16 protein-coding genes are annotated in these 20,792 nt (G+C 65.9%); 14 read left to right on the forward strand and 2 right to left on the reverse strand.

Features of this window, described 5'->3' with window-relative positions; genetic code table 11:
• Positions 1–73: 73 nt before the first annotated feature.
• From arcC to NGM28_RS15985, 11 genes are all read left to right on the forward strand, one after another.
• The gene (arcC, locus tag NGM28_RS15935) at positions 74–1,003 is read left to right on the forward strand and encodes a carbamate kinase (RefSeq protein WP_240065517.1); all 930 of its coding nucleotides are present in this window, start codon (positions 74–76) and stop codon (positions 1,001–1,003) included.
• Positions 1,004–1,059: 56 nt separating this feature from the next.
• Entirely contained in the window at positions 1,060–1,428 is a 369-nt protein-coding gene (locus NGM28_RS15940; protein ID WP_011535485.1) for a DUF5064 family protein, read from the forward strand.
• A gap of 164 nt (positions 1,429–1,592) precedes the next feature.
• Positions 1,593–3,101, forward strand: coding sequence for a transcriptional regulator GcsR (gcsR, locus tag NGM28_RS15945; protein WP_252090736.1), 1,509 nt, complete (start codon positions 1,593–1,595; stop codon positions 3,099–3,101).
• A gap of 203 nt (positions 3,102–3,304) precedes the next feature.
• Entirely contained in the window at positions 3,305–6,931 is a 3,627-nt protein-coding gene (locus tag NGM28_RS15950; protein ID WP_252090737.1) for a S8 family serine peptidase, read from the forward strand.
• Positions 6,921–8,420, forward strand: a complete 1,500-nt coding sequence (locus NGM28_RS15955; protein WP_252090738.1) for an MBL fold metallo-hydrolase — start codon at positions 6,921–6,923, stop codon at positions 8,418–8,420. The genes NGM28_RS15950 and NGM28_RS15955 overlap by 11 nt, the downstream gene beginning before the upstream one ends.
• A 266-nt stretch (positions 8,421–8,686) precedes the next feature.
• Complete coding sequence (gene gcvH, locus NGM28_RS15960) at positions 8,687–9,070, forward strand: glycine cleavage system protein GcvH (RefSeq protein WP_240065513.1); 384 nt, start codon at positions 8,687–8,689, stop codon at positions 9,068–9,070.
• 11 nt (positions 9,071–9,081) lie between these two features.
• Positions 9,082–11,937, forward strand: coding sequence for an aminomethyl-transferring glycine dehydrogenase (gcvP, locus tag NGM28_RS15965; protein WP_252090739.1), 2,856 nt, complete (start codon positions 9,082–9,084; stop codon positions 11,935–11,937).
• A gap of 156 nt (positions 11,938–12,093) precedes the next feature.
• On the forward strand, positions 12,094–13,470 hold the full coding sequence (locus NGM28_RS15970; RefSeq protein ID WP_252090740.1) for an L-serine ammonia-lyase: 1,377 nt from the start codon (positions 12,094–12,096) through the stop codon (positions 13,468–13,470).
• 26 nt (positions 13,471–13,496) lie between these two features.
• On the forward strand, positions 13,497–14,618 hold the full coding sequence (gcvT, locus tag NGM28_RS15975; protein WP_252090741.1) for a glycine cleavage system aminomethyltransferase GcvT: 1,122 nt from the start codon (positions 13,497–13,499) through the stop codon (positions 14,616–14,618).
• A 348-nt stretch (positions 14,619–14,966) separates the two neighbouring features.
• On the forward strand, positions 14,967–15,176 hold the full coding sequence (locus NGM28_RS15980; RefSeq protein ID WP_011535493.1) for a cold-shock protein: 210 nt from the start codon (positions 14,967–14,969) through the stop codon (positions 15,174–15,176).
• A 97-nt stretch (positions 15,177–15,273) separates the two neighbouring features.
• Positions 15,274–15,762 carry an RDD family protein gene (locus tag NGM28_RS15985; protein ID WP_252090742.1) on the forward strand — a complete coding sequence of 163 codons (489 nt, stop codon included), beginning with the start codon at positions 15,274–15,276 and terminating at the stop codon, positions 15,760–15,762.
• Between the two features lie 126 nt (positions 15,763–15,888).
• Here NGM28_RS15985 and lptG read toward each other — a convergent pair whose 3' ends face one another.
• Entirely contained in the window at positions 15,889–16,950 is a 1,062-nt protein-coding gene (lptG, locus tag NGM28_RS15990; protein ID WP_240065509.1) for an LPS export ABC transporter permease LptG, read from the reverse strand.
• Positions 16,943–18,058: an LPS export ABC transporter permease LptF gene (gene lptF / locus NGM28_RS15995; protein ID WP_240065508.1), complete on the reverse strand. Its 1,116-nt coding sequence runs from the start codon at positions 18,056–18,058 to the stop codon at positions 16,943–16,945. Before lptF ends, lptG begins: the two co-directional genes overlap by 8 nt.
• Positions 18,059–18,348: 290 nt before the next feature.
• Here lptF and NGM28_RS16000 point away from each other — a divergent pair, with 290 nt between their 5' ends.
• Genes NGM28_RS16000 through NGM28_RS16010 form a run of 3 tightly spaced genes read left to right on the forward strand, consistent with a single transcriptional unit; the run spans position 18,349 to position 20,696 of the window.
• Positions 18,349–19,842 carry a leucyl aminopeptidase gene (locus tag NGM28_RS16000; protein WP_252090743.1) on the forward strand — a complete coding sequence of 498 codons (1,494 nt, stop codon included), beginning with the start codon at positions 18,349–18,351 and terminating at the stop codon, positions 19,840–19,842.
• Positions 19,843–19,890: 48 nt separating this feature from the next.
• Entirely contained in the window at positions 19,891–20,319 is a 429-nt protein-coding gene (locus NGM28_RS16005) for a DNA polymerase III subunit chi (RefSeq protein ID WP_240065506.1), read from the forward strand.
• Positions 20,320–20,324: 5 nt separating this feature from the next.
• Positions 20,325–20,696, forward strand: a complete 372-nt coding sequence (locus tag NGM28_RS16010; protein WP_252090744.1) for a DNA polymerase III subunit chi — start codon at positions 20,325–20,327, stop codon at positions 20,694–20,696.
• The last annotated feature ends 96 nt before the right edge of the window (positions 20,697–20,792 follow it).

The raw sequence follows: 20,792 nt of genomic DNA on the forward strand, positions 1-20,792 counted from the left end.
GAACGGGCCACCGCATTCGCCGGCAAGCCGGCTCCTACAAAGGACCGCGTCACCCATCAGAAGGACATTCCCCATGCGTATCGTTGTTGCATTGGGCGGCAACGCCCTGCTGCGCCGCGGCGAGCCGATGACCGCCGACAACCAGCGCGCCAATATCCGCACCGCCACCGAGCAGATCGCCAAGATCCACCCCGGCAACGAGCTGGTCATCGCCCACGGCAACGGCCCGCAGGTCGGCCTGCTGTCATTGCAGGGGCTGTCGTACAAGCCGGACGAAGCCTATCCGCTGGACGTGCTCGGTGCCGAGACCGAAGGCATGATCGGCTACATGATCGAACAGGAACTGGGCAACCTGCTGGCCTTCGAGGTGCCCTTCGCCACCCTGCTCACGCAAGTCGAAGTGGACGCCAACGACCCGGCGTTCAAGGACCCGACCAAGTTCATCGGCCCCGTCTACGCCAAGGACGAAGCCGAGCGCCTGGCCAAGGAGAAAGGCTGGGTGGTCAAGCCCGACGGCGACAAGTACCGCCGCGTGGTGGCCAGCCCGAAACCCAAGCGCATCTTCGAGATCCGCCCGATCAAGTGGCTGCTGGAAAAAAGCAGCATCGTGATCTGCGCCGGCGGCGGCGGCATCCCCACCATGTATGACGAGAATCGCAAGCTCAAGGGCATCGAGGCGGTGATCGACAAGGACCTGTGCTCGGCGCTGCTGGCCGAACAGCTGGACGCCGACCTGCTGATCATCGCCACCGACGTCGACGCGGCGTACATCGACTGGGGTAAGCCGACCCAGAAAGCCATTGCCCAGGCGCACCCTGACGAGCTTGAACGGCTGGGCTTCGCCGCCGGCTCCATGGGGCCGAAGGTCCAGGCGGCCTGCGATTTCGCCCGCCACACCGGCAAGGTGGCGGTGATCAGCTCGCTGGAGAATATCGAGGACATCGTCAAGGGCACCGCCGGCACCCGGGTTTCCACGCAGAAGCCCGGTATCAGCTACCGTTGAATGCAGTTGGCGGGTGCCTGGCGCCCGCCGTTTTCAACCTTCCGGAGGATTCCGCCATGGCCCAGTATCAACCCGGTCACGTGCATATCGAGCGCACGGCGCTGAACACGAACGACCACAGCTACGACCTCAATATCGAATACGAGGCGGCGACCGACCCCAAGGAAGGCAGAGGTATCCAGTTCCGCATGCACGGCCACATCGAGGGCAAGACCGTCGATGAGAAATTCTTCCTGGCCAAGGACCAGGTGCTGCCGAGCTTTCTGATGCAGTTGAGCCGCAAGGCCCAGTCGTACCTGCCGCCACCGAAGAAGTTCGAGAACCTCGGCTCGCCGCACAAGCTGTATGACTATATGTTCGAAGACATTCGCACCAAGTTGGATGTGAAATCGGGCGACCCGATCAAGCCTGAACACCTGGAGTGATCCTCGGGCCCCTTCGCGGCACAAGGCCGCTCCTACAGGTACGTGCGATCCCTGTAGGAGCGGCCTTGTGCCGCGAAAGGGCTGCGCAGCAGCCCCGGCAATAGTGGGCTAGAACGACATCGCAAGGCATACTGACGCCTATTCCGGCCAAAGCCTCGCTCATCATGCGCATCCACGTCAGCTTCATCGACCGCGTCGGCATCACCCAGGAAGTCCTGGCCCTGCTCGGCGCCCGCAACCTGAACCTCGATGCCGTGGAGATGGTCCCGCCGAACGTCTATATCGACGCCCCCACCCTCAGCCCCGCCGTGCTGGAGGAACTGCACGATGCCCTGTTCGAGGTGCGCGGCGTGCAGTCGGTGGAAGTGGTCGACATCCTCCCCGGCCAACGCCGCCACCTGCAGCTCGACGCCCTGCTCGCCGCCATGAGCGACCCGGTGCTGGCCGTGGACAGCGCCGGCAAGGTGCTGCTGGCCAACCCCGCGCTGATCGCCCTGTGCGGCCGCGAATCGGCCGGGCGCTCGGTGGGCGAGCTGTTCGGCGACCCCGACCTGCTGCAAGCATTGCTGGACAACAACTTCCACCTGCCCATGCGCGAGATGCAGCTCAACGGCCAGAGCCTGCTGCTCGATGCCTCGCCGATCACCCACGCCGGCGGCCTGCTGACGCTGTACCCGCCCAACCGCATGGGCGAACGGCTGTCGGCCCTGCACCACGACCACGCCGAAGGTTTCGACGCCATGCTCGGCGACTCCCCGGCCATCCGCACCCTCAAGGCCCGCGCCCTGCGCGTGGCCACCCTCGACGCACCGCTCTTGGTGCACGGCGAGACCGGCACCGGCAAGGAGCTGGTGGCCCGCGCCTGCCACGCCATCAGCAGCCGCCACGCCGCGCCGTTCCTGGCGCTCAACTGCGCGGCGCTGCCCGAGAGCCTGGCCGAGAGCGAGCTGTTCGGCTATGCCCCCGGTGCGTTCACCGGCGCGCAACGCGGCGGCAAGCCCGGGCTGATGGAGCTGGCCAACCAGGGCACGGTGTTCCTCGACGAGATCGGCGAGATGTCGCCCTACCTGCAAGCCAAGCTCCTGCGCTTTCTCAGCGACGGCAGCTTCCGCCGCGTGGGTGGCGACCGCGAGGTGAAGGTGGACGTGCGCATCATCAGCGCCACCCACCGCGACCTGGAGCGCATGGTTGCCGAGGGCACGTTCCGCGAAGACCTGTTCTACCGCCTCAACGTGCTCAACCTGCAAGTGCCGCCGCTGCGCGATCGCGGCCAGGACATCCTGTCCCTGGCGCAGTACTTCATGCAGCAGGCCTGCACCCAGATCCAGCGCCCGCCCTGCCGCCTGGCCCCCGCCACCCACCCGGCGCTGCTGGGCAACCCCTGGCCGGGCAACGTGCGCCAGTTGCAGAACGTGATCTTTCGCGCGGCGGCCATCTGCGAAAGCAACGTGGTGGACATCGGCGACCTGGACATCGCCGGCACCTCGGTGGCCCGTGGGCAGGATGGCGAAGTGGCGAGCCTGGAGCAGGCGGTGGGGGATTTCGAGCGGGAGTTGCTGCAGCGCTTGTATGCCAGCTACCCCTCGACGCGGCAGTTGGCCGGGCGATTGCAGACCTCACATACGGCGATTGCCCAGCGCCTGCGCAAGTACGGCATCCCCGGCAAGGCCTGACACTGGAACTTCCCGACTTGACGCGACCTCTGTAGGAGCGGCTTCAGCCGCGATCACCCGCGAAGCGGGTGCCACACACCGTGGTGCCTGCATCGCGGCTGAAACCGCTCCTACAAAGGGCGCTATGGCCAGGACCGGCTACGCTGAAGGCACCCTGCCATCAACCTGCGCAGGGGGACTCGGCACGGACAGGGAGGGACACCATGGCACAGGCGCTGCTGGTCAAGATTCGCGGGAGCTTGAGCGACGGACACAGGCAGGGGCTGGCCGCTGCGGTCGGCGCGCCGGACATGGAAGCGATCCTGACGCTTCCCGCCCAACCCGGGATCACCGGCGCGGCAGGCGTGGCGGGCGCACAGGGCTCGACCTGGTACCGTGCCCCCTTGCCGCCCACGACCAACCCCTGGAACGCCGCCCATGCCATGCTGGCCCACGGGGCGGGTTTTGCCGCCACCGGCAGCACGCAGATCGAGTTCGTCGAACCAGACATCGAGCAAGCCTGGTTCACCGAGTCGCCAGCGCCAGCGACCGCACTGGCCGCAACGGCCTGCACCTTTCACCCTCAGGACAAGTCAGGCCAGAAGGCCGTGGTAAAGGATGACAACCAGTGGCACCTCGAAGACCGCTTCTCGCAGCTGGGCACTGCACGGAGCAAGGTCGCCAGGGACCAGCAGCAGGCCATCAGGATCGCCCACCTGGACACCGGCTACGACCCGAACCACGCCTCCCTGCCCCTGCACCTCGACAAACAGAACCAACGGAATTTCCGCGATAGTGATCACCCCAACGACGCCACCGATCGCACACCGGACGGCTGGACGGCCGTGCGCAACCAGGGCCATGGCCATGCCACGCTGAGCCTCCTGGCCGGCAACGAAATCAACAACCCCGCCATCGCGCAGGGCTTTTCCGGTTTCGTCGGCGGCGCACCATACGCCACCGTCATTCCCATCCGCATCGCCGACTGGGTCGTGCGCTTCTCGACCGGCAGCATGGTCCAGGGCTTCCAGTACGCGGTGCAACAGAAGGTGCACATCCTGTCGATGAGCATGGGCGGCCTGTCCTCCCGCGCCCTCGCCGATGCGGTCAACCTGGCCTACGAGCACGGTGTGTTCATGGTCACCGCGGCGGGCAACAACTATGCCTGGACACCGACGCCCGGCTCGATCGTGTTCCCCGCCCGCTTCAAGCGCGTGCTCGCGGCCTGCGGGGTGATGGCCAACGGGCGCGCCTACGCCGGCCTCAGCCCACGCACCATGCAAGGCAACTATGGGCCCGCGTCAAAGATGCAGACGGCAATGGGCGCCTTCACCCCCAACGTACCCTGGGCCGAGTTCGGTTGCGGCAACCTGGTCAGCATGGATGGCGCGGGCACCTCCTCGGCCACGCCGCAGCTGGCAGCCGCCGCCGCGTTGTGGATGGCCAGCCACCAAACGGAACTTGCCAGGTACCCAGAGCCCTGGATGCGCGTCGAAGCGACTCGCGCAGCCCTGTTCGGATCGGCCATGACCACCACCGGCGCCATGGACGCGGAGGAAACCCTCGAGAAGATCGGACGGGGCGTGCTGCAGGCGAACGCGGCACTTGGCATTGCTCCACCGGCTATGGACGTGCTCGTGAAGACCTCACCGGCAGAGCCCAGCTGGAGCTGGCTCAACCTGATCACCGGCGCGGGCGGCGTCTCGCTTGCCCCGGACCAGGCGTCGGCGGTCGAGCAGATGCTTGCGCTCGAATTGACGCAAATGGCGCAGCGCCATCGCGCAGTGGACGAGGCGCTACCCGATAGCGAAAGCGGCGCTGATGTGCCAGCGGCCTTGCTCAATCGCTACCTCGAGGCAGCACTCGATTCCGGCAGTCCTTCAGCGCCTCTGAAAGCCTTCCTTGAAAAGCACCTTGGCCGGGCCCAAGGCGCCCCAGCCACGGGCCCCATCACGGTAGCCGAGGGTCCACGCATCGCGCGCAAGACCAAGCAACTCCCCACCCCGCCACGGCGCCTGCGCGTCTATGCGCTTGACCCGTCCATCGCCAAGCAGCTGGACTCCGTCGAGATCAACGAGACCGTCATCAACGTCCCCTGGGAAAAACTCGAACCCGGACCGGTGGGCGAGTACCTCGAGATCGTCGACATCGACCCCGCCTCCGACCGCCTCTACGACCCGGTGGACCTGAACGAGCCGAAGCTGCTGGCCCAGGATGGCTGGCCACCCTCGGAAGGCAACCCGGCCTTCCACCAGCAAATGGTCTACGCGGTGGCGATGAAGACCATCAGGAACTTCGAGGAAGCCCTGGGCCGGCGCGTGCTCTGGGCCTCGCGCAAGGTCACGGGCACCGGCGGGCAAGGCCAGCCGCACTACGAGTACCACAGCGTGCGCAGGCTGCGGATCTACCCCCACGCACTGCGCACCGAGAACGCCTACTACAGCCCCGACAAGGTGGCGCTGCTGTTCGGCTACTTCCAGTCCACCTCGACGGCGACCGCCGCCACCCCTGGCGGCAGCATGGTGTTTGCCTGCCTGTCCAGCGACATCATCGCCCATGAGATGTCCCACGCTCTGCTCGACGGCCTGCATCGCAGCTTCCAGGACGCCTCGAACCCAGACGTTCCGGCATTTCACGAGGCCTTCGCCGATATCGTCGCGCTGTTCCAGCACTTCTCGATCCCCGAGCTGGTGCGCTTCCAGGTGCGCCAGGCCCGGGGCCGACTGGATGCGGCGAAACTGCTCGGCTCCCTGGCCCAGCAGTTCGGCGAAGGGACCAACCGTGGCGGGCCACTGCGCGACTATCTCGCCAAGGGCGACAAGCCCAGCTACCCCGATGAGCTGGAGGTGCACGCACGGGGCTCGATCCTCGTCTCGGCGGTCTATGAAGCGTTCCTCAGCATCGTCGACCGGCGCACGGCGGACCTGGTCCGCATCGCCACCAACGGCAGCGGGCTGCTGCCCAGGGGCGCCCTGCTCCCCGACTTGGTCGAGCGCCTGACCGAAGAAACCTGCAAGACCGCCCGGCATGTGCTGCGCATCTGCATCCGCGCGCTGGACTACTGCCCCGCCGTCGACATCACTTTCGGCGAGTACCTGCGCGCGCTGATCACCGCCGATATCGACCTGGTGGCCGTCGACCGGTTCCACTACCGCGTCGCCTTCATGGACGCGTTCCGCAAGCGCAACCTGCTGCCAGCGGATGTGCGCACGGTCTCGGAAGAATCCCTGGCCTGGGGCACGCTGGCCGATACGCAGCCGAAGTGGTTGAACGCGCTGGTCAAGGACCTCGACTTCGGCTGGGACCTCAAGCTCGATCGGCAAGCGATCCACACGCTCAATGAAACCAACCGCAAGACCCTGTGGGATCGTCTCTCCAGGCTCCTCGAACGCCACCCTGACCTGTACCCGGCATTCGGCCTGCTGCCTGATATACCCAAGTACACGGAGGACGGAGAGATCGCGGAGCCGGCGAGCCCCGGCCGGACCAACTTCTCGGTTGCCAGCGTGCGTCCGGCGCGTCGTGTCGCCCCTGATGGCAGCTTTTTCACCGAGGTGGTGGCGACGGTCATGCAGCGCCGGCGTGTTCCGCTAGACCCGAAGAACCCGCAGGGGCCACAGATCTGGTTCCGCGGCGGTGTCACGCTGATCATCGACCCACGCCGCAACCACTGCGAAATCCGCTACGCCATCGTCAAGAACTGCGGCAGCGAGAGCCGCCTCACCCGACAGCGGCAGAGCGCCTCAGGCGGCGGTTTCGGTGCGCTGCAAGCCCTCTATTTCGCGAACACCCCGAGCGAACCGTTCGCGCTCCTGCACACCCACAACGGGGAGTTCGGCCATGCCCACTGACCAGCCAGGCTTCACCATCCGCCACTACTGCCAGGGCATTGGCGACTGCCACCTGCTGCGCTTCGGCAAAACAGATGGCGGCACCTGCTGGATGCTCATCGATTGCGGGATCCACACGGCCATCAAGGGGGGCTCGCAGATCATCGACGACATCGTCGACGACATCTACCAGCAAACCGGCGGCAAGCTCGACATCCTGGTGCTGACCCACGAGCACACCGATCACATCAGCGCCTTCCGCGAGTCCTCGAACCGGTTTTCGCGCTTCAGCGTCGGCGAGGTGTGGATGGCCTGGACCGAATCCCCCACCGATCCCCAGGCCCGGCAACTGGACAGGTTCAAGCAGCAGGCCCTGAGCGCGCTGTCCGGCGCCAGCCGGCAGTTGCATGGCGCGAACGCGGCAGGCACCAGCGCGTTCCGCGACGGCCTCGACCAGCTCCTGGCCTTCAGCTTCGGCGCCCAGGGCGAGACGGTGCGCGCCATGCGCGATACCGCCGCCAGGCTGGGCAAGGCCGGCGTCAAGTACCTGGAGCCCGCGCTCGCTCCCCTCGACATCACCGGCGTACCGGCGGTCCGGGTGTATGTCCTGGCCCCCTCGCGAAACGCCGATTACCTCGACATCATCGACCGTGTCGGCGAGCGCTACCCGATGGCCAACAGCCTGCAAGGCTTGCGCACCGCCGAATCGCTCTCGAATGCGTTCCGCGCGGCGGCATCGGGCAGCGCCTTCACCGACCCGACGGCGCCCTTCGACGCCAGCCAGGGCACCCCGCTGAGCGAACTGACGCGCCCAGGCAAGACGTTCGCGGCAGACCCCATCGGCCGTTTCGCCTATGCGCACTACTACGGCCCGAGCGACCGCTCCGACCTGCTGGACACGGGCAAATCCGCGAAGACCGTCGATGCGAGCGCGACCGACCAGGCCTGGCGCCGGATCGACCTCGACTGGCTGGGCGGCGCGGGCACGCTGGCGATGCAACTCGACAACAAGATCAACAACACCAGCCTGGTCCTCGCCTTCGAGATCGTGGCGACCGGGCGCGTGGTGCTGTTCGCCGCCGACGCGCAGATCGGCAACTGGCTGAGCTGGCAGGATGCGGCCTGGAAGATGCCCGACGGGACGACCGTGACCGGCCCCGACCTGCTTAAGCGTACGGTCTACTACAAAGTGGGCCACCACGGCAGCGAGAACGCGACCGCCAAGGCCAAGGGGCTCGAACTGATGACCAGCGAGGACCTGGCGGCCTTCATCCCCACCAACGCGCAGGATGCGGGCACGGTGCGCTGGGGCCGGATGCCGTTCCCTTCCTTGCTGGCGGCCCTCGATACCCAGTGCCACCAGCGGGTCGTGCGTGCCGACGACGCGCAACTCCTGAATGGAACAGCGCCTTTCCAGGCGCCGTCCGGTTCAATCCAGGCACTGCGGGTGGGCAGCGTCGGGCAGGGCAACGACCAGCGTCGCACCTGGATCGAGTTCGACGTGGCCTAGCTGTATTGTTTTCAATCCAGTGTAATAAAAACATTCCACAAGGATTCCGGTGCGTCTACGCAAGGGTTTGATCCTCCAGCGCTTTCGAATCGTTATCCATGCGTATCGATTTCGTTCCACACAGATAGGCCACATTTCGAACGATCAACTTAACTATTTGATTTATAAAGGTATTTATAGTCTGGCCGCATTATTGCTAAGGGAATTCCAACCTTAAGAGCGTGGCCCAACCACGCCCAACGCCCCCTGCTTCCCGAGGAATTCCCATGAGCGAGTTGCGTTTCACCGAAGATCACGAATGGCTGCGCGTCGAAGCCGACGGCAGCGTCACCGTAGGCATCACCGCCTACGCCCAGAACGCCCTCGGCGACGTGGTCTATGTGCAACTGCCGGAACTGCAGCAGTACGAAAAGGGCGCCGAAGCCTCGACCGTGGAATCGGTAAAAGCCGCAAGCGGCGTGTACATGCCACTGACCGGTGAAGTGGTCGCCGTCAACGATGGCTTGAACGACAGCCCCGAGCTGGTCAACGAAGACCCGCTGGGCGAAGGCTGGTTCTTCCGTTTCATCCCCGCCGACATGAACGAAGTAAGCGCCCTGCTCGACCAGGACGCCTACGACCGCCTGATCAAAGCCAACGACGACGCCTGAGGTACCGCACCATGACCATCAACCTCGGCACCGCCAACGAATTCATCGCCCGTCACATCGGCCCGCGCGCCGCTGACGAGCAGGCCATGCTCAACGCGCTGGGCTTCGACTCGCTGGAAGCGATGACCGCCGCCGTCATCCCCGACAGCATCAAGGGCACCAGCGTGCTCGGCAGCGAAGACGGCCAGAGCGAGGCCGACGCCCTCGCCGCGCTGAAAGCAATCGCCGGCAAGAACCAGCTGTTCAAGAGCTACATCGGCCAGGGTTACTACAACACCCACACCCCGGCGCCGATCCTGCGCAACCTCTTGGAAAACCCGGCCTGGTACACCGCCTACACCCCGTACCAGCCCGAGATCTCCCAAGGCCGCCTGGAAGCACTGCTGAACTTCCAGACCCTGATCAGCGACCTCACCGGCCTGCCGATCGCCAACGCCTCGCTGCTCGACGAAGCCACCGCTGCCGCAGAAGCCATGACCTTCTGCAAGCGCCTGTCGAAGAACAAGGCCAGCCACGCCTTCTTCGCCTCCGTGCACTGCCACCCGCAGACCCTCGATGTGCTGCGCACCCGCGCCGAACCGCTGGGCATCGAGGTGGTGGTGGGCGACGAGCGTGAACTGGGCGATGTCAGCGCCTACTTCGGCGCCCTGCTGCAATACCCGGCCAGCAACGGCGACGTGTTCGACTACCGCGAGGTGGTGCAGCGCTTGCACGCCGCCGGCGCCCTGGTGGCCGTGGCCGCCGACCTGCTGGCCCTGACCCTGCTCACCCCGCCGGGCGAATTCGACGCCGACGTGGCCATCGGCAGCGCCCAGCGCTTTGGTGTGCCGCTGGGCTTCGGTGGCCCGCACGCGGCCTACTTCGCCACCCGCGACGCGTTCAAGCGCGACATGCCGGGCCGCCTGGTCGGTGTGTCGATCGACCGCTTCGGCAAGAGCGCCCTGCGCCTGGCCATGCAGACCCGTGAGCAGCACATCCGCCGCGAGAAGGCCACCAGCAACATCTGCACCGCCCAGGTGCTGCTGGCCAACATCGCCAGCATGTACGCCGTGTACCACGGCCCGGCCGGCCTCAAGCGCATCGCCGAACGCACCCACGCGCTGACCGCGATCCTGGCCACCGGCCTGACCAAGCTGGGCATGAAAGTGGTCACAGGTGACTTCTTCGACACCCTGACCCTGGCCACCGGCAACGCTACCAGCACCTTGCACGACAAGGCCCGTACCCAAGGCATCAACCTGCGCCAGGTCGACGCCGCCCACCTGGGCCTGTCGCTGGACGAGACCAGCAGCCAGGCCGATGTCGAGGCCCTGTGGCAGCTGTTCGCCGACGGCCAGGCCACCCCGGACTTCGACGCCCTGGCCGCGACCGTCGCCGCGCGCCTGCCGGCCGCCCTGCTGCGCCAGTCGGCCATCCTCGAACACCCGGTGTTCAACCGCTACCACAGCGAAACCGAGCTGATGCGCTACCTGCGCCGCCTCGCCGACAAGGACCTGGCGCTGGACCGCACCATGATCCCGCTGGGCTCGTGCACCATGAAGCTCAACGCCGCCAGCGAGATGATCCCGGTGACCTGGGCCGAGTTCGGCAACCTGCACCCGTTCGCCCCGGCCGAGCAGAGCCAGGGCTACCTGCAGATGACCACCGAGCTGGAAGCCATGCTCTGCGCCGCCACCGGCTATGACGCCGTGTCGCTGCAACCGAACGCCGGTTCCCAGGGCGAGTACGCAGGCCTCTTGGCGATCCGCGCCTACCACCGCAGCCGCGGCGACAGCCACCGCGACATCTGCCTGATCCCGTCCTCGGCCCACGGCACCAACCCCGCCACCGCGCACATGGCCGGCATGCGCGTGGTGGTCACCGCCTGCGACGCCCGCGGCAACGTCGACATCGACGACCTGCGCGCCAAGGCCATCGAACACCGTGAGCGCCTGGCGGCGATCATGATCACCTACCCGTCGACCCATGGCGTGTTCGAGGAAGCCATCGGCGAGATCTGCACGATCATCCACGACAACGGCGGCCAGGTGTACATCGACGGCGCCAACATGAACGCCATGGTCGGCCTGTGCGCCCCGGGCAAATTCGGCGGCGACGTCTCGCACCTGAACCTGCACAAGACCTTCTGCATTCCCCACGGCGGTGGCGGCCCGGGCGTCGGCCCGATCGGCGTCAAATCGCACCTGGCGCCGTTCCTGCCCGGCCACGCCACGCTGGAAAACACTCAGGGCGCGGTCTGTGCCGCACCGTTCGGCAGCGCCAGCATCCTGCCGATCACCTGGATGTACATTCGCATGATGGGGGGTGCTGGCTTGAAACGCGCCTCGCAGATGGCAATCCTCAACGCCAACTACATCGCCCGCCGCCTGGAAGAGCACTATCCTGTGCTGTACACCGGTGGCAACGGCCTGGTGGCGCATGAGTGCATCCTCGACCTGCGCCCGCTCAAGGACACCAGCGGCATCAGCGTCGACGACGTGGCCAAGCGCCTGATCGATTTCGGTTTCCACGCCCCGACCATGTCCTTCCCGGTGGCCGGCACGCTGATGATCGAACCGACCGAAAGCGAGTCCAAAGAAGAACTGGACCGCTTCTGCGACGCCATGATCCAGATCCGCGAAGAGATTCGCGCCGTCGAGAATGGCAGCCTGGACAAGGACGACAACCCGCTGAAAAACGCCCCGCACACCGCGGCGGAGCTGGCTGGCGAGTGGACCCATGGCTACAGCCGCGAGCAGGCGGTCTATCCGCTGCCAAGCCTGGTGGAAGGCAAGTACTGGCCACCGGTAGGCCGGGTCGACAACGTGTACGGCGACCGCAACCTGGTGTGCGCCTGCCCGTCGATCGAGAGCTATCAGGACGTCTGATAGCGAGTGTCGTCATCAGGGGCGCTTTGCGCCCCTTTCCGGCCGGTCCGACGCCTCGGCAAGGCCGCTCCTACAGGACGGCGCTGGCCTCTGTAGGAGCGGCCTTGTGCCGCGAAAGGGCCGCAAAGCGGCCCCGGATTCTTCAGGAGAAGTACCATGTCCCTGAGCGTCTTCGACCTGTTCAAGATCGGCATCGGCCCCTCCAGCTCGCACACGGTCGGCCCGATGCGCGCCGCCGCGCGCTTCGCCGAAGGGCTGCGCCGTGACGGCCTGCTGGCCAGCACGGTCAGCGTCAAGGCCGAGCTGTACGGCTCGCTGGGCGCCACCGGCAAGGGCCACGGCAGCGACAAGGCCGTGTTGCTGGGCCTCGAAGGCGAACACCCCGACACCGTCGATACCGAATCCATCCCCGCCCGCCTGCAGGCGATCCGCGACAGCGGCCACCTGCGCCTGCTCGGCGAGCACGACATCGTCTTCGTCGAGAAGCAGCACCTGGTGATGATCCGCAAGCCACTGGACTACCACCCCAACGGCATGATCTTCCGCGCCTTCGACCAGGCCGGGCTGCAGATCCGCAGCCGCGAATACTACTCGGTGGGCGGCGGCTTCGTGGTCGACGAGGACGCGGCGGGCCATGACCGCATCGTCGAGGACAGCACCGTGCTGCCCTACCCGTTCAAGACCGGCAAGGAACTGCTCGGCCACTGCACCGCGCAGCACCTGTCGTTCAGCCAGGTGATGCTGGCCAACGAAGCCGCCTGGCGCGCGGAGGCCGAGACCCGCGCCGGCCTGCTGCGCATCTGGCAGGTGATGCAGGACTGCGTCGAGGCCGGGTGCCGTCACGAGGGCATCCTGCCCGGCGGGCTCAAGGTCAAGCGCCGGGCCCCGGCGTTGTATCGCCAGCTCAGCCGTCATCCGGAGGCGAGCCTGCGCGATGCGCTGTCGGTGCTCGACTGGGTCAACCTCTACGCCCTGGCGGTGAACGAGGAAAACGCCAACGGCGGCCGCGTGGTCACCGCGCCGACCAACGGCGCGGCCGGCATCGTCCCGGCGGTGCTGCACTACTACATGCGCTTCGTCCCCGGCGCCAACGAGGACGGCGTGGTGCGCTTCCTGCTCACGGCGGCGGCCATCGGCATCCTCTACAAGGAAAACGCCTCGATCTCCGGCGCCGAGGTCGGCTGCCAGGGTGAAGTGGGTGTGGCCTGCTCGATGGCTGCCGGCGCCCTGTGCGAAGTCATGGGTGGCACCCCGCAGCAAGTGGAGAACGCTGCCGAGATCGGCATGGAGCACAACCTGGGCCTGACCTGCGACCCCATCGGCGGGCTGGTCCAGGTGCCTTGCATCGAACGCAACGCCATGGGCTCGGTGAAAGCGATCAACGCGGTGCGCATGGCCCTGCGCGGCGACGGGCAGCACTACGTCTCCCTCGACAAGGTCATCCGCACCATGCGCCAGACCGGCGCCGACATGAAAAGCAAATACAAGGAGACCGCCCGCGGCGGTCTGGCCGTCAACATCATCGAATGTTGACCCGAATAAATAACGAGGAGTCACCGATGTCCGAAACACTGCACAAGACCCCGCTGCACGCCCTGCACCTGGAACTGGGCGCGCGCATGGTGCCGTTCGCCGGCTACGACATGCCCGTGCAGTACCCCCTGGGCGTGCTCAAGGAGCACCTGCACACCCGCGAACAGGCCGGCCTGTTCGATGTCTCGCACATGGGCCAGATCCTCCTGCGCGGCCGCGATGCCGCCCGGGCACTGGAAACCCTGGTGCCGGTGGACATCATCGACCTGCAGGTGGGCATGCAGCGCTACGCCATGTTCACCAATGCCGAGGGTGGCATCCTCGACGACCTGATGGTCGCCAACCTCGGTGACGACACCCTGTTCCTGGTGGTCAACGCCGCCTGCAAGGACCAGGACCTGGCGCACCTGCGCAAGCATATCGGTGATCGCTGCGAAATCCAGCCGCTGTTCGAAGCGCGCGCCCTGCTCGCCCTGCAAGGCCCGGCGGCGGTCAAGGTGCTGGAACGCCTGGCGCCGGAAGTGGCCGGCATGACCTTCATGCAGTTCCGCCCGGTCAGCCTGCTGGGCAACGACTGCTTCGTCAGCCGCTCGGGCTACACCGGCGAGGATGGCTACGAAATCTCGGTGCCGGCCGCCGCTGCCGAAGCCCTGGCCCGTCGCCTGCTGGCCGAGCCTGAAGTGCAGCCGATTGGCCTCGGTGCCCGCGACTCGCTGCGCCTGGAAGCCGGGCTGTGCCTGTACGGCCACGACATGGACACCACCACCACCCCGATCGAAGCCAGCCTGTTGTGGGCCATCTCCAAGGTTCGTCGCGCCGATGGCACGCGCGCTGGCGGCTTCCCTGGCGCCGACACCGTATTCACTCAACAACAGGCTGGCGTGGCACGCAAGCGGGTCGGCCTGCTGCCCCAGGAACGCACGCCTGTGCGTGAGGGCGCGCAAATCGTCGACCAGGCGGGCAAGGTGGTCGGCGAAGTGTGCAGCGGCGGCTTCGGCCCGACGCTCGGCGCCCCTGTCGCGATGGGCTATGTCGATACCGAACATGCAGCCCTCGACACGGCATTGTTTGCCGTCGTCCGTGGCAAGCAAGTTGCCCTTAAAGTCAGCAAAATGCCTTTCGTGGCACAGCGTTACTACCGTGGCTGAATGAGTGGTTTGGACAGGTCCGACATATTCGTTTTCGAACCTGTCCAATAACTTCTGAACATAGCGCCAGGCCAGGCGCCACGCCGTTTCCGACAAATCGTTCGGTTATCGGGAAAAGCCTGATTTTCACCCGCCGGAAGGGCTTGTTTTTCGCTCAGGAGTTGGCGTAGAGTCACTGCACTGTGTTTGCATGGGTCGCAACAGTTCGTGACCTGGGCCAGTAGCCGCAATCCGCTACAACCCGTTCGACGTCTCTTACTTTCCTGCAACCCAGCCCAGTAATCTTTCACTTACAAAAAGCGTGAAAGAAACTGTCATCAAAATTCAAGTTTCATAGGAAATAAGACAATGGCTGAGCGTCAGAACGGTACCGTCAAGTGGTTCAATGACGAGAAAGGTTACGGCTTCATCACCCCAGAGAGCGGTCCGGATCTGTTCGTCCACTTCCGCGCTATCCAAGGCAACGGCTTCAAGAGCCTGAAAGAAGGCCAGAAAGTGACCTTCGTTGCTGTGCAAGGCCAGAAGGGCATGCAAGCCGACGAAGTCATTCCTCAGTGATCTGACTTCCACAAAAAAGCCCCTGTGTTGACCCACAGGGGCTTTTTTGTGCGCGCAATTCCATAGAATGGGCCTTTGCCATCTGGAGCCGTCCTGCATGTCCAAGCCTCTGCTCAACCCTCAGGGTGACTTCCCACCGGTCGGCCTGGGCCGGCGCCTGGCCGCCATGTTCTATGACTTCCTGCTGTGCACCGCCCTGCTGATCGTCACCGCCGGGGCTTACAAGATGATCCAGATGACGATCATCGGCGAAGCGCGCATGCGCGAACTCACCGAAGCGGGCGCGTTGGATGGCGACCCACTGCTGTCGACGATCCTGCTGTTCGCCCTGTTCGGCTTCTTCGCCAAGTTCTGGACCCACGGCGGCCAGACCCTGGGCATGCAGGTGTGGGGCGTGCGCGTGCAGAATGCCGACGGCAGCGCCATCAGCCTGTGGCAGGCGCTGCTGCGCTTCGTGGTGTCGATCGCCTCGTGGCTGTGCCTGGGGCTGGGGTTCTTCTGGTCGTTGATCGACAAGCGCCAGCGCAGCTGGCATGACATCTATTCCGAAACACAGCTGGTGCGCCTGCCCAAGCGCAAGAAGTAGCCGCCACAGCCCCCCCTGTAGGAGCCAGCCTTGCTGGCGAACCCTGGCCACCCCGGTTCGCCAGCAAGGCTGGCTCCTACAGGCACAAAAAAGCCGACCCAAGGGTCGGCTTCTTCGTTTGGCGGATCACCCCGCCCGGCGCATCAACCACAAACCGGCCAACGCACAGATACCCGCCGGTATCACCACCGCCAGCAACGGCGGGAAGCCGAACACCTGGCTCGACGGCCCCAGCAGGTCGCCGGCGATGCGGAACACGAAGCCCACCAGCACACCGGTGAACACCCGCTGGCCCAGGGTCACCGAACGCAGCGGCCCGAAGATGAAGGAAATCGCCATCAGCACCAGCGCCGCGGTCACCGCCGGCTGCAGGACCTTGGTCCAGAACGCCAGCCAGTAGCGGGAGTTGTTCAGGCCCTGGTCGGACAGGTAGTGGATGTAGTCCCACAGCCCGGTGATCGACAGCGACTCCGGTGCCAGCACCACGGTATTGAGCAGTTCCGGGGTCACCGACACGTCCCAGACTTCTTCGGGCGCATTGACCACTTCGGTGTGGTCGCCACGGAAGTAGGTGGTGGCCACATCGTTCAGCACCCACTTGCCGTCCTGGTACTGCGCCCGGCGAGCAAAGCTCGAGGTCTGGATCTTGCGCTGCTCGTCGAAGCGATAGCGGGTCACGCCCAGCAGCAGACCATTGGGCTGCACCGAGTTGATGTGCACGAACTCCTCGCCCTGGCGGTGCCACATACCGCGCTTGGAGCTCTGCGCCTCGCCACCGCCCTGGGCCAGCGAACGGTCGGCCTGGGCCTTGTTCTCGGTCACCGGGGCGACGTACTCGCCGATCAGCACACCCACCAGCATCAGCACCAGCATCGGTTTCATCACCGCCCAGACGATACGACCGATCGATACGCCGGCGGCGCGCATGATGGTCAGCTCGCTGCTGCTGGCCAGGCTGCCCAGGCCGATCAGGCAGCCGATCAGCGCGGCCATCGGCAGCATGTCGTAGAGCCGGCGCGGCGCGGTCAGCAACACGTAGCTGCCGGCATCCATCACCGTGTAGGTGTCGCTCAGGTCGCTCATCTCGTCGATGAAGGCGAACAGCGAGGCCAGGCCGAGGATGATGCCCAGCACGGCGAGAATGGCCAGCAGCACGCTCTGGCCGATGTAGCGGTCCAGTTTAACCACGGGCCACCTCCGCACGGCGAGCGGCGCGCTTGAGGCGCAGCGGCTCCCAGTACATCAGCCCCAGGCCGATGAGCAGGAACAGGCCATGGACCCACCAGATACCCAGCGAGATAGGCAGCTTGCCCTTCTCCAGGGCGCCACGCACGGAAATCAGCATCGTCAGATAGGCCATGTACAGGAGAATCGCCGGCAGCAGCTTGAGGAAGCGGCCCTGGCGCGGGTTGACGCGGGACAGCGGCACCGCCAGGAGCGTCACGACGAACACCAGCAGCGGCAGCGACAGACGCCACTGCAGCTCGGCGCGCTCGCGCACGCCCGGGTTGCCGAACAGGTCGGAGGTCGGGATCGCCTCGCGCTCGGTCACCTCTTCGGCGACCTCCGGCTTGGGCAGCAGCACGCCGTAGGTGTCGTACTTGATCGCCCGGTAGTCGGCCTGGCCCGGGTTGCCGTCATAGCGGTAGCCGTTCTGCAGCACCAGGTAGCGGTTGCCGTCGGCCTGCACTTCCTGGTGACCTTTCTCGGCGACCAGCACCGACGGTGCACGGTCCTTTGTCTTGTCCTGGTTGAAGCGCTTTTCGGAGATGAACACCCCCGCCAGGTTGATGCGATCGTCGGACAGCTGCTCGGTGTAAGTAACCCGAGAGCCGTCACGCAGGGTCTGGAAGCGGCCCGGCACCAGGGTGTCGAACTCGGTGAGCGCGTCCTGCTGGGCAATGATCTTCTGCACCTGGGCAACGCCCAGGGGCGCCAGGCTCAGGCTCAGCCAGGCTACCAGCAGGGCGACCAGCGCCGCTGGCGCCAGGGTCATCGCCAGCAAGCGCTGCTGGCTCATGCCGGTGGCCGACAGCACGGTCATCTCGCTTTCGAGATACAACCGACCATAGGCGAGCAAGATGCCGAGGAACAGGCCCAGGGGCAGGATCAGCTGCAGGAAACCCGGCAGGCGGAAGCCCATGATCATGAACAGCACGCCCGGATCGAGCACGCCCTGAGCCGCCTGGGCCAGGTATTTGATGAAGCGCCCGCTCATGATGATCACCAGCAGCACGGCGCTGACGGCGCTCAAGGTCACCAGGACCTCGCGGGACAGATAACGAAAGACGATCAAACCAGACACTCCTGGGTTGTCAGGGGCGGAAAGCCAAACGAACGATTCGGACAGCCAAGACCCATGCCGGTTCGCCAGGGGCGAACCTCCATGTAAAGTGCGCGCATTATCCTGTGATTGACGGCGCCTGTCACTTGGCCGCGCATGACGCCGCATGACGGGATTGTCATCGAGGTCGCGGCAGGCTCAAACTGGCAGCTTTTCCGCTGGCGGGCTTTAGCCGCCGGCCGCGTTTTCCGAGCGCCTGCGAAAGACAGCGCCCACTGACAGATCATTCGGGGACCCCAGACATGGAATTGGTTGTAAAAAGCGTAGCCGCTGTATCCGTCAAGACCGCGACACTGGTTGTACCGGTCGGTGAAGGGCGCAAGCTCGGCGCCACTGCAAAGGCCGTCGACCTGGCCAGCGAGGGCGCCATCAGCGCCGTGCTCAAGCGCGGCGACCTGGCCGGCAAGCCGGGCCAGACCCTGCTGCTGCACAGCGTGCCGGGCCTGAAAGCCGAGCGCGTGCTGCTGGTGGGCAGCGGCAAGGACGAGGCACTCGGTGACCGCGCCTGGCGCAAGCTGGCCGCCAGCGTCGCCGGCGTGCTCAAGGGCCTGGGCGGCAGCGACGCGGTGCTGGCCCTGGACGACATCGCCGTGACCGGCCGTGACGGCCACTACGGCAAGTTCCGCCTGCTGGCCGAAACCCTGCTCGACAGCGACTATGTGTTCGACCGCTACAAGAGCCAGAAAGCCGAACCGCGCGCCCTGAAGAAGATCACCCTGCTGGCTGACAAGGCTGGCCTGGCCGAAGCCGAACGCGCCGTGAAGCACGCCAGCGCCATCGCCACCGGCATGGCCTTCACCCGCGACCTGGGCAACCTGCCGCCGAACGTCTGCCACCCGAGCTTCCTGGCTGAACAGGCCAAGGGCCTGGGCAAGGCGCACAAAGGCCTCAAGGTCGACGTGCTGGACGAGAAGAAGATCAAGGAACTGGGCATGGGCGCGTTCTATGCCGTGGGCCAGGGCAGTGACCAGCCGCCACGCCTGATCGTGCTCAACTACCAGGGCGGCAAGAAGAGCGAGAAGCCGTTCGTGCTGGTGGGCAAGGGCATCACCTTCGACACCGGCGGCATCAGCCTCAAGCCCGGCGCCGGCATGGACGAAATGAAGTACGACATGTGCGGTGCCGCCAGCGTGTTCGGCACCCTGCGCGCCGTGCTCGAGCTGCAGCTGCCGATCAACCTGGTGTGCCTGCTGGCCTGCGCCGAGAACATGCCGAGTGGCGGCGCCACCCGCCCGGGCGATATCGTCACCACCATGAGCGGGCAGACCGTCGAGATCCTCAACACCGACGCCGAAGGCCGCCTGGTGCTGTGCGACACCCTCACCTACGCCGAGCGCTTCAAGCCACAGGCGGTGATCGACATCGCCACCCTGACCGGTGCCTGCATCGTCGCCCTGGGCAGCCACACCTCCGGCCTGATGGGCAACAACGATGAGCTGGTCGGCCAACTGCTGGACGCCGGCAAGCGCGCCGACGACCGCGCCTGGCAGCTGCCACTGTTCGACGAATACCAGGAGCAACTGGACAGCCCGTTCGCCGATATCGCCAACATCGGCGGCCCGAAGGCCGGCACCATCACCGCTGGCTGCTTCCTGTCGCGCTTCGCCAAGGCCTACAACTGGGCCCACCTGGACATCGCCGGCACCGCCTGGATCAGCGGCGGCAAGGACAAGGGCGCCTCGGGCCGCCCGGTCCCGCTGCTGACTCAATACCTGCTGGACCGCGCTGGCGCCTGATGCCCCACGCCGGTGGCGCCCTGGCGCCACCGGCCGGCAGACCGAACCATGAGCCAAGTCGATTTCTACATCCTGCCCACCGACTCGCTGTCGGCGCGGCTGGATTTCGCCTGCAAACTCTGCGAGAAAGCCTGGCGCCTCGGGCACCGGGTCTACCTGCACTGCCAGGACGAGGCCCAGCGCCTCGAACTGGATGAGCGCCTGTGGCGGTTCAAGGGCGAGGCCTTCATCCCCCACGACCACGCCGAAGCGCACCGGGATGCCAGCGTGGCCCTTGGGCTCGGCAACGACGCCGGTGAACACCGCGACCTGCTGATCAACCTGGGCGGCGACGTCCCCGGGTTCGTCGGCCAGTTCGAACGGGTCGCCGAGATCGTCGTCGAGGAACCGGCCATCCGCCTGGCCGCACGCGAGCGATTCCGTTTCTACCGCGAACAGGGCTATGCTCTGCAAGACCACCGCTTACAGCGACTTTGACGACGATGGACAAGCAGCTGACCAGCCTCACCCATTCCGCCCATTTGCTCGACGATCTCGAATCGATCCGCGAGCTGCTGGGAGACGCCAACCTGCAACCACCGCTCTTGACCGAGACGGTAGAGCAGATCCCCCTGTTGCTCGACGAGCCCGCCGCGACCGCGCCGCCAGTCGTCAAGGCCGCGCCAGCGCCTGCGCCCGAGGAAGATGCCCAGGCGCGCCGCCAGGACACCCTGCTGCACCTGGACGCCGAACTGCGCGCCGCCGCGCAACTGATCATGCAGGACGTGATCAACGACTTCACCCCGCACATCGAAACCGAGATCAAGCGCCGCCTCGATGCGCGGCTGGAGCGCTTGCTCAAGCGTTCCGAGTGATCCCGTTCGCCAGCAAGGCTGGCTCCTACACAGGATCCCCCGTAGGAGCCAGCCTTGCTGGCGAAATCACTCATCCCCCTCCCCTGTCGCCTGCGG

It is taken from the genome of Pseudomonas sp. MWU13-3659 (genome assembly GCF_023757525.1).
GTDB lineage: Bacteria > Pseudomonadota > Gammaproteobacteria > Pseudomonadales > Pseudomonadaceae > Aquipseudomonas > Aquipseudomonas entomophila_E.

Excerpts from the sequence above, each read along its gene's own strand:
- NGM28_RS16000 (WP_252090743.1), top strand. The coding sequence starts at position 18,349 with ATGGAATTGGTTGTAAAAAGCGTAGCCGCTGTATCCGTCAAGACCGCG.
- NGM28_RS15955 (WP_252090738.1), top strand. The coding sequence starts at position 6,921 with ATGCCCACTGACCAGCCAGGCTTCACCATCCGCCACTACTGCCAGGGC.
- NGM28_RS16005 (WP_240065506.1), top strand. The coding sequence starts at position 19,891 with ATGAGCCAAGTCGATTTCTACATCCTGCCCACCGACTCGCTGTCGGCG.
- gcvT (WP_252090741.1), top strand. The coding sequence starts at position 13,497 with ATGTCCGAAACACTGCACAAGACCCCGCTGCACGCCCTGCACCTGGAA.
- gcvP (WP_252090739.1), top strand. The coding sequence starts at position 9,082 with ATGACCATCAACCTCGGCACCGCCAACGAATTCATCGCCCGTCACATC.
- NGM28_RS15970 (WP_252090740.1), top strand. The coding sequence starts at position 12,094 with ATGTCCCTGAGCGTCTTCGACCTGTTCAAGATCGGCATCGGCCCCTCC.
- gcsR (WP_252090736.1), top strand. The coding sequence starts at position 1,593 with ATGCGCATCCACGTCAGCTTCATCGACCGCGTCGGCATCACCCAGGAA.
- NGM28_RS15940 (WP_011535485.1), top strand. The coding sequence starts at position 1,060 with ATGGCCCAGTATCAACCCGGTCACGTGCATATCGAGCGCACGGCGCTG.
- NGM28_RS16010 (WP_252090744.1), top strand. The coding sequence starts at position 20,325 with ATGGACAAGCAGCTGACCAGCCTCACCCATTCCGCCCATTTGCTCGAC.
- gcvH (WP_240065513.1), top strand. The coding sequence starts at position 8,687 with ATGAGCGAGTTGCGTTTCACCGAAGATCACGAATGGCTGCGCGTCGAA.
- arcC (WP_240065517.1), top strand. The coding sequence starts at position 74 with ATGCGTATCGTTGTTGCATTGGGCGGCAACGCCCTGCTGCGCCGCGGC.
- NGM28_RS15985 (WP_252090742.1), top strand. The coding sequence starts at position 15,274 with ATGTCCAAGCCTCTGCTCAACCCTCAGGGTGACTTCCCACCGGTCGGC.
- NGM28_RS15950 (WP_252090737.1), top strand. The coding sequence starts at position 3,305 with ATGGCACAGGCGCTGCTGGTCAAGATTCGCGGGAGCTTGAGCGACGGA.
- NGM28_RS15980 (WP_011535493.1), top strand. The coding sequence starts at position 14,967 with ATGGCTGAGCGTCAGAACGGTACCGTCAAGTGGTTCAATGACGAGAAA.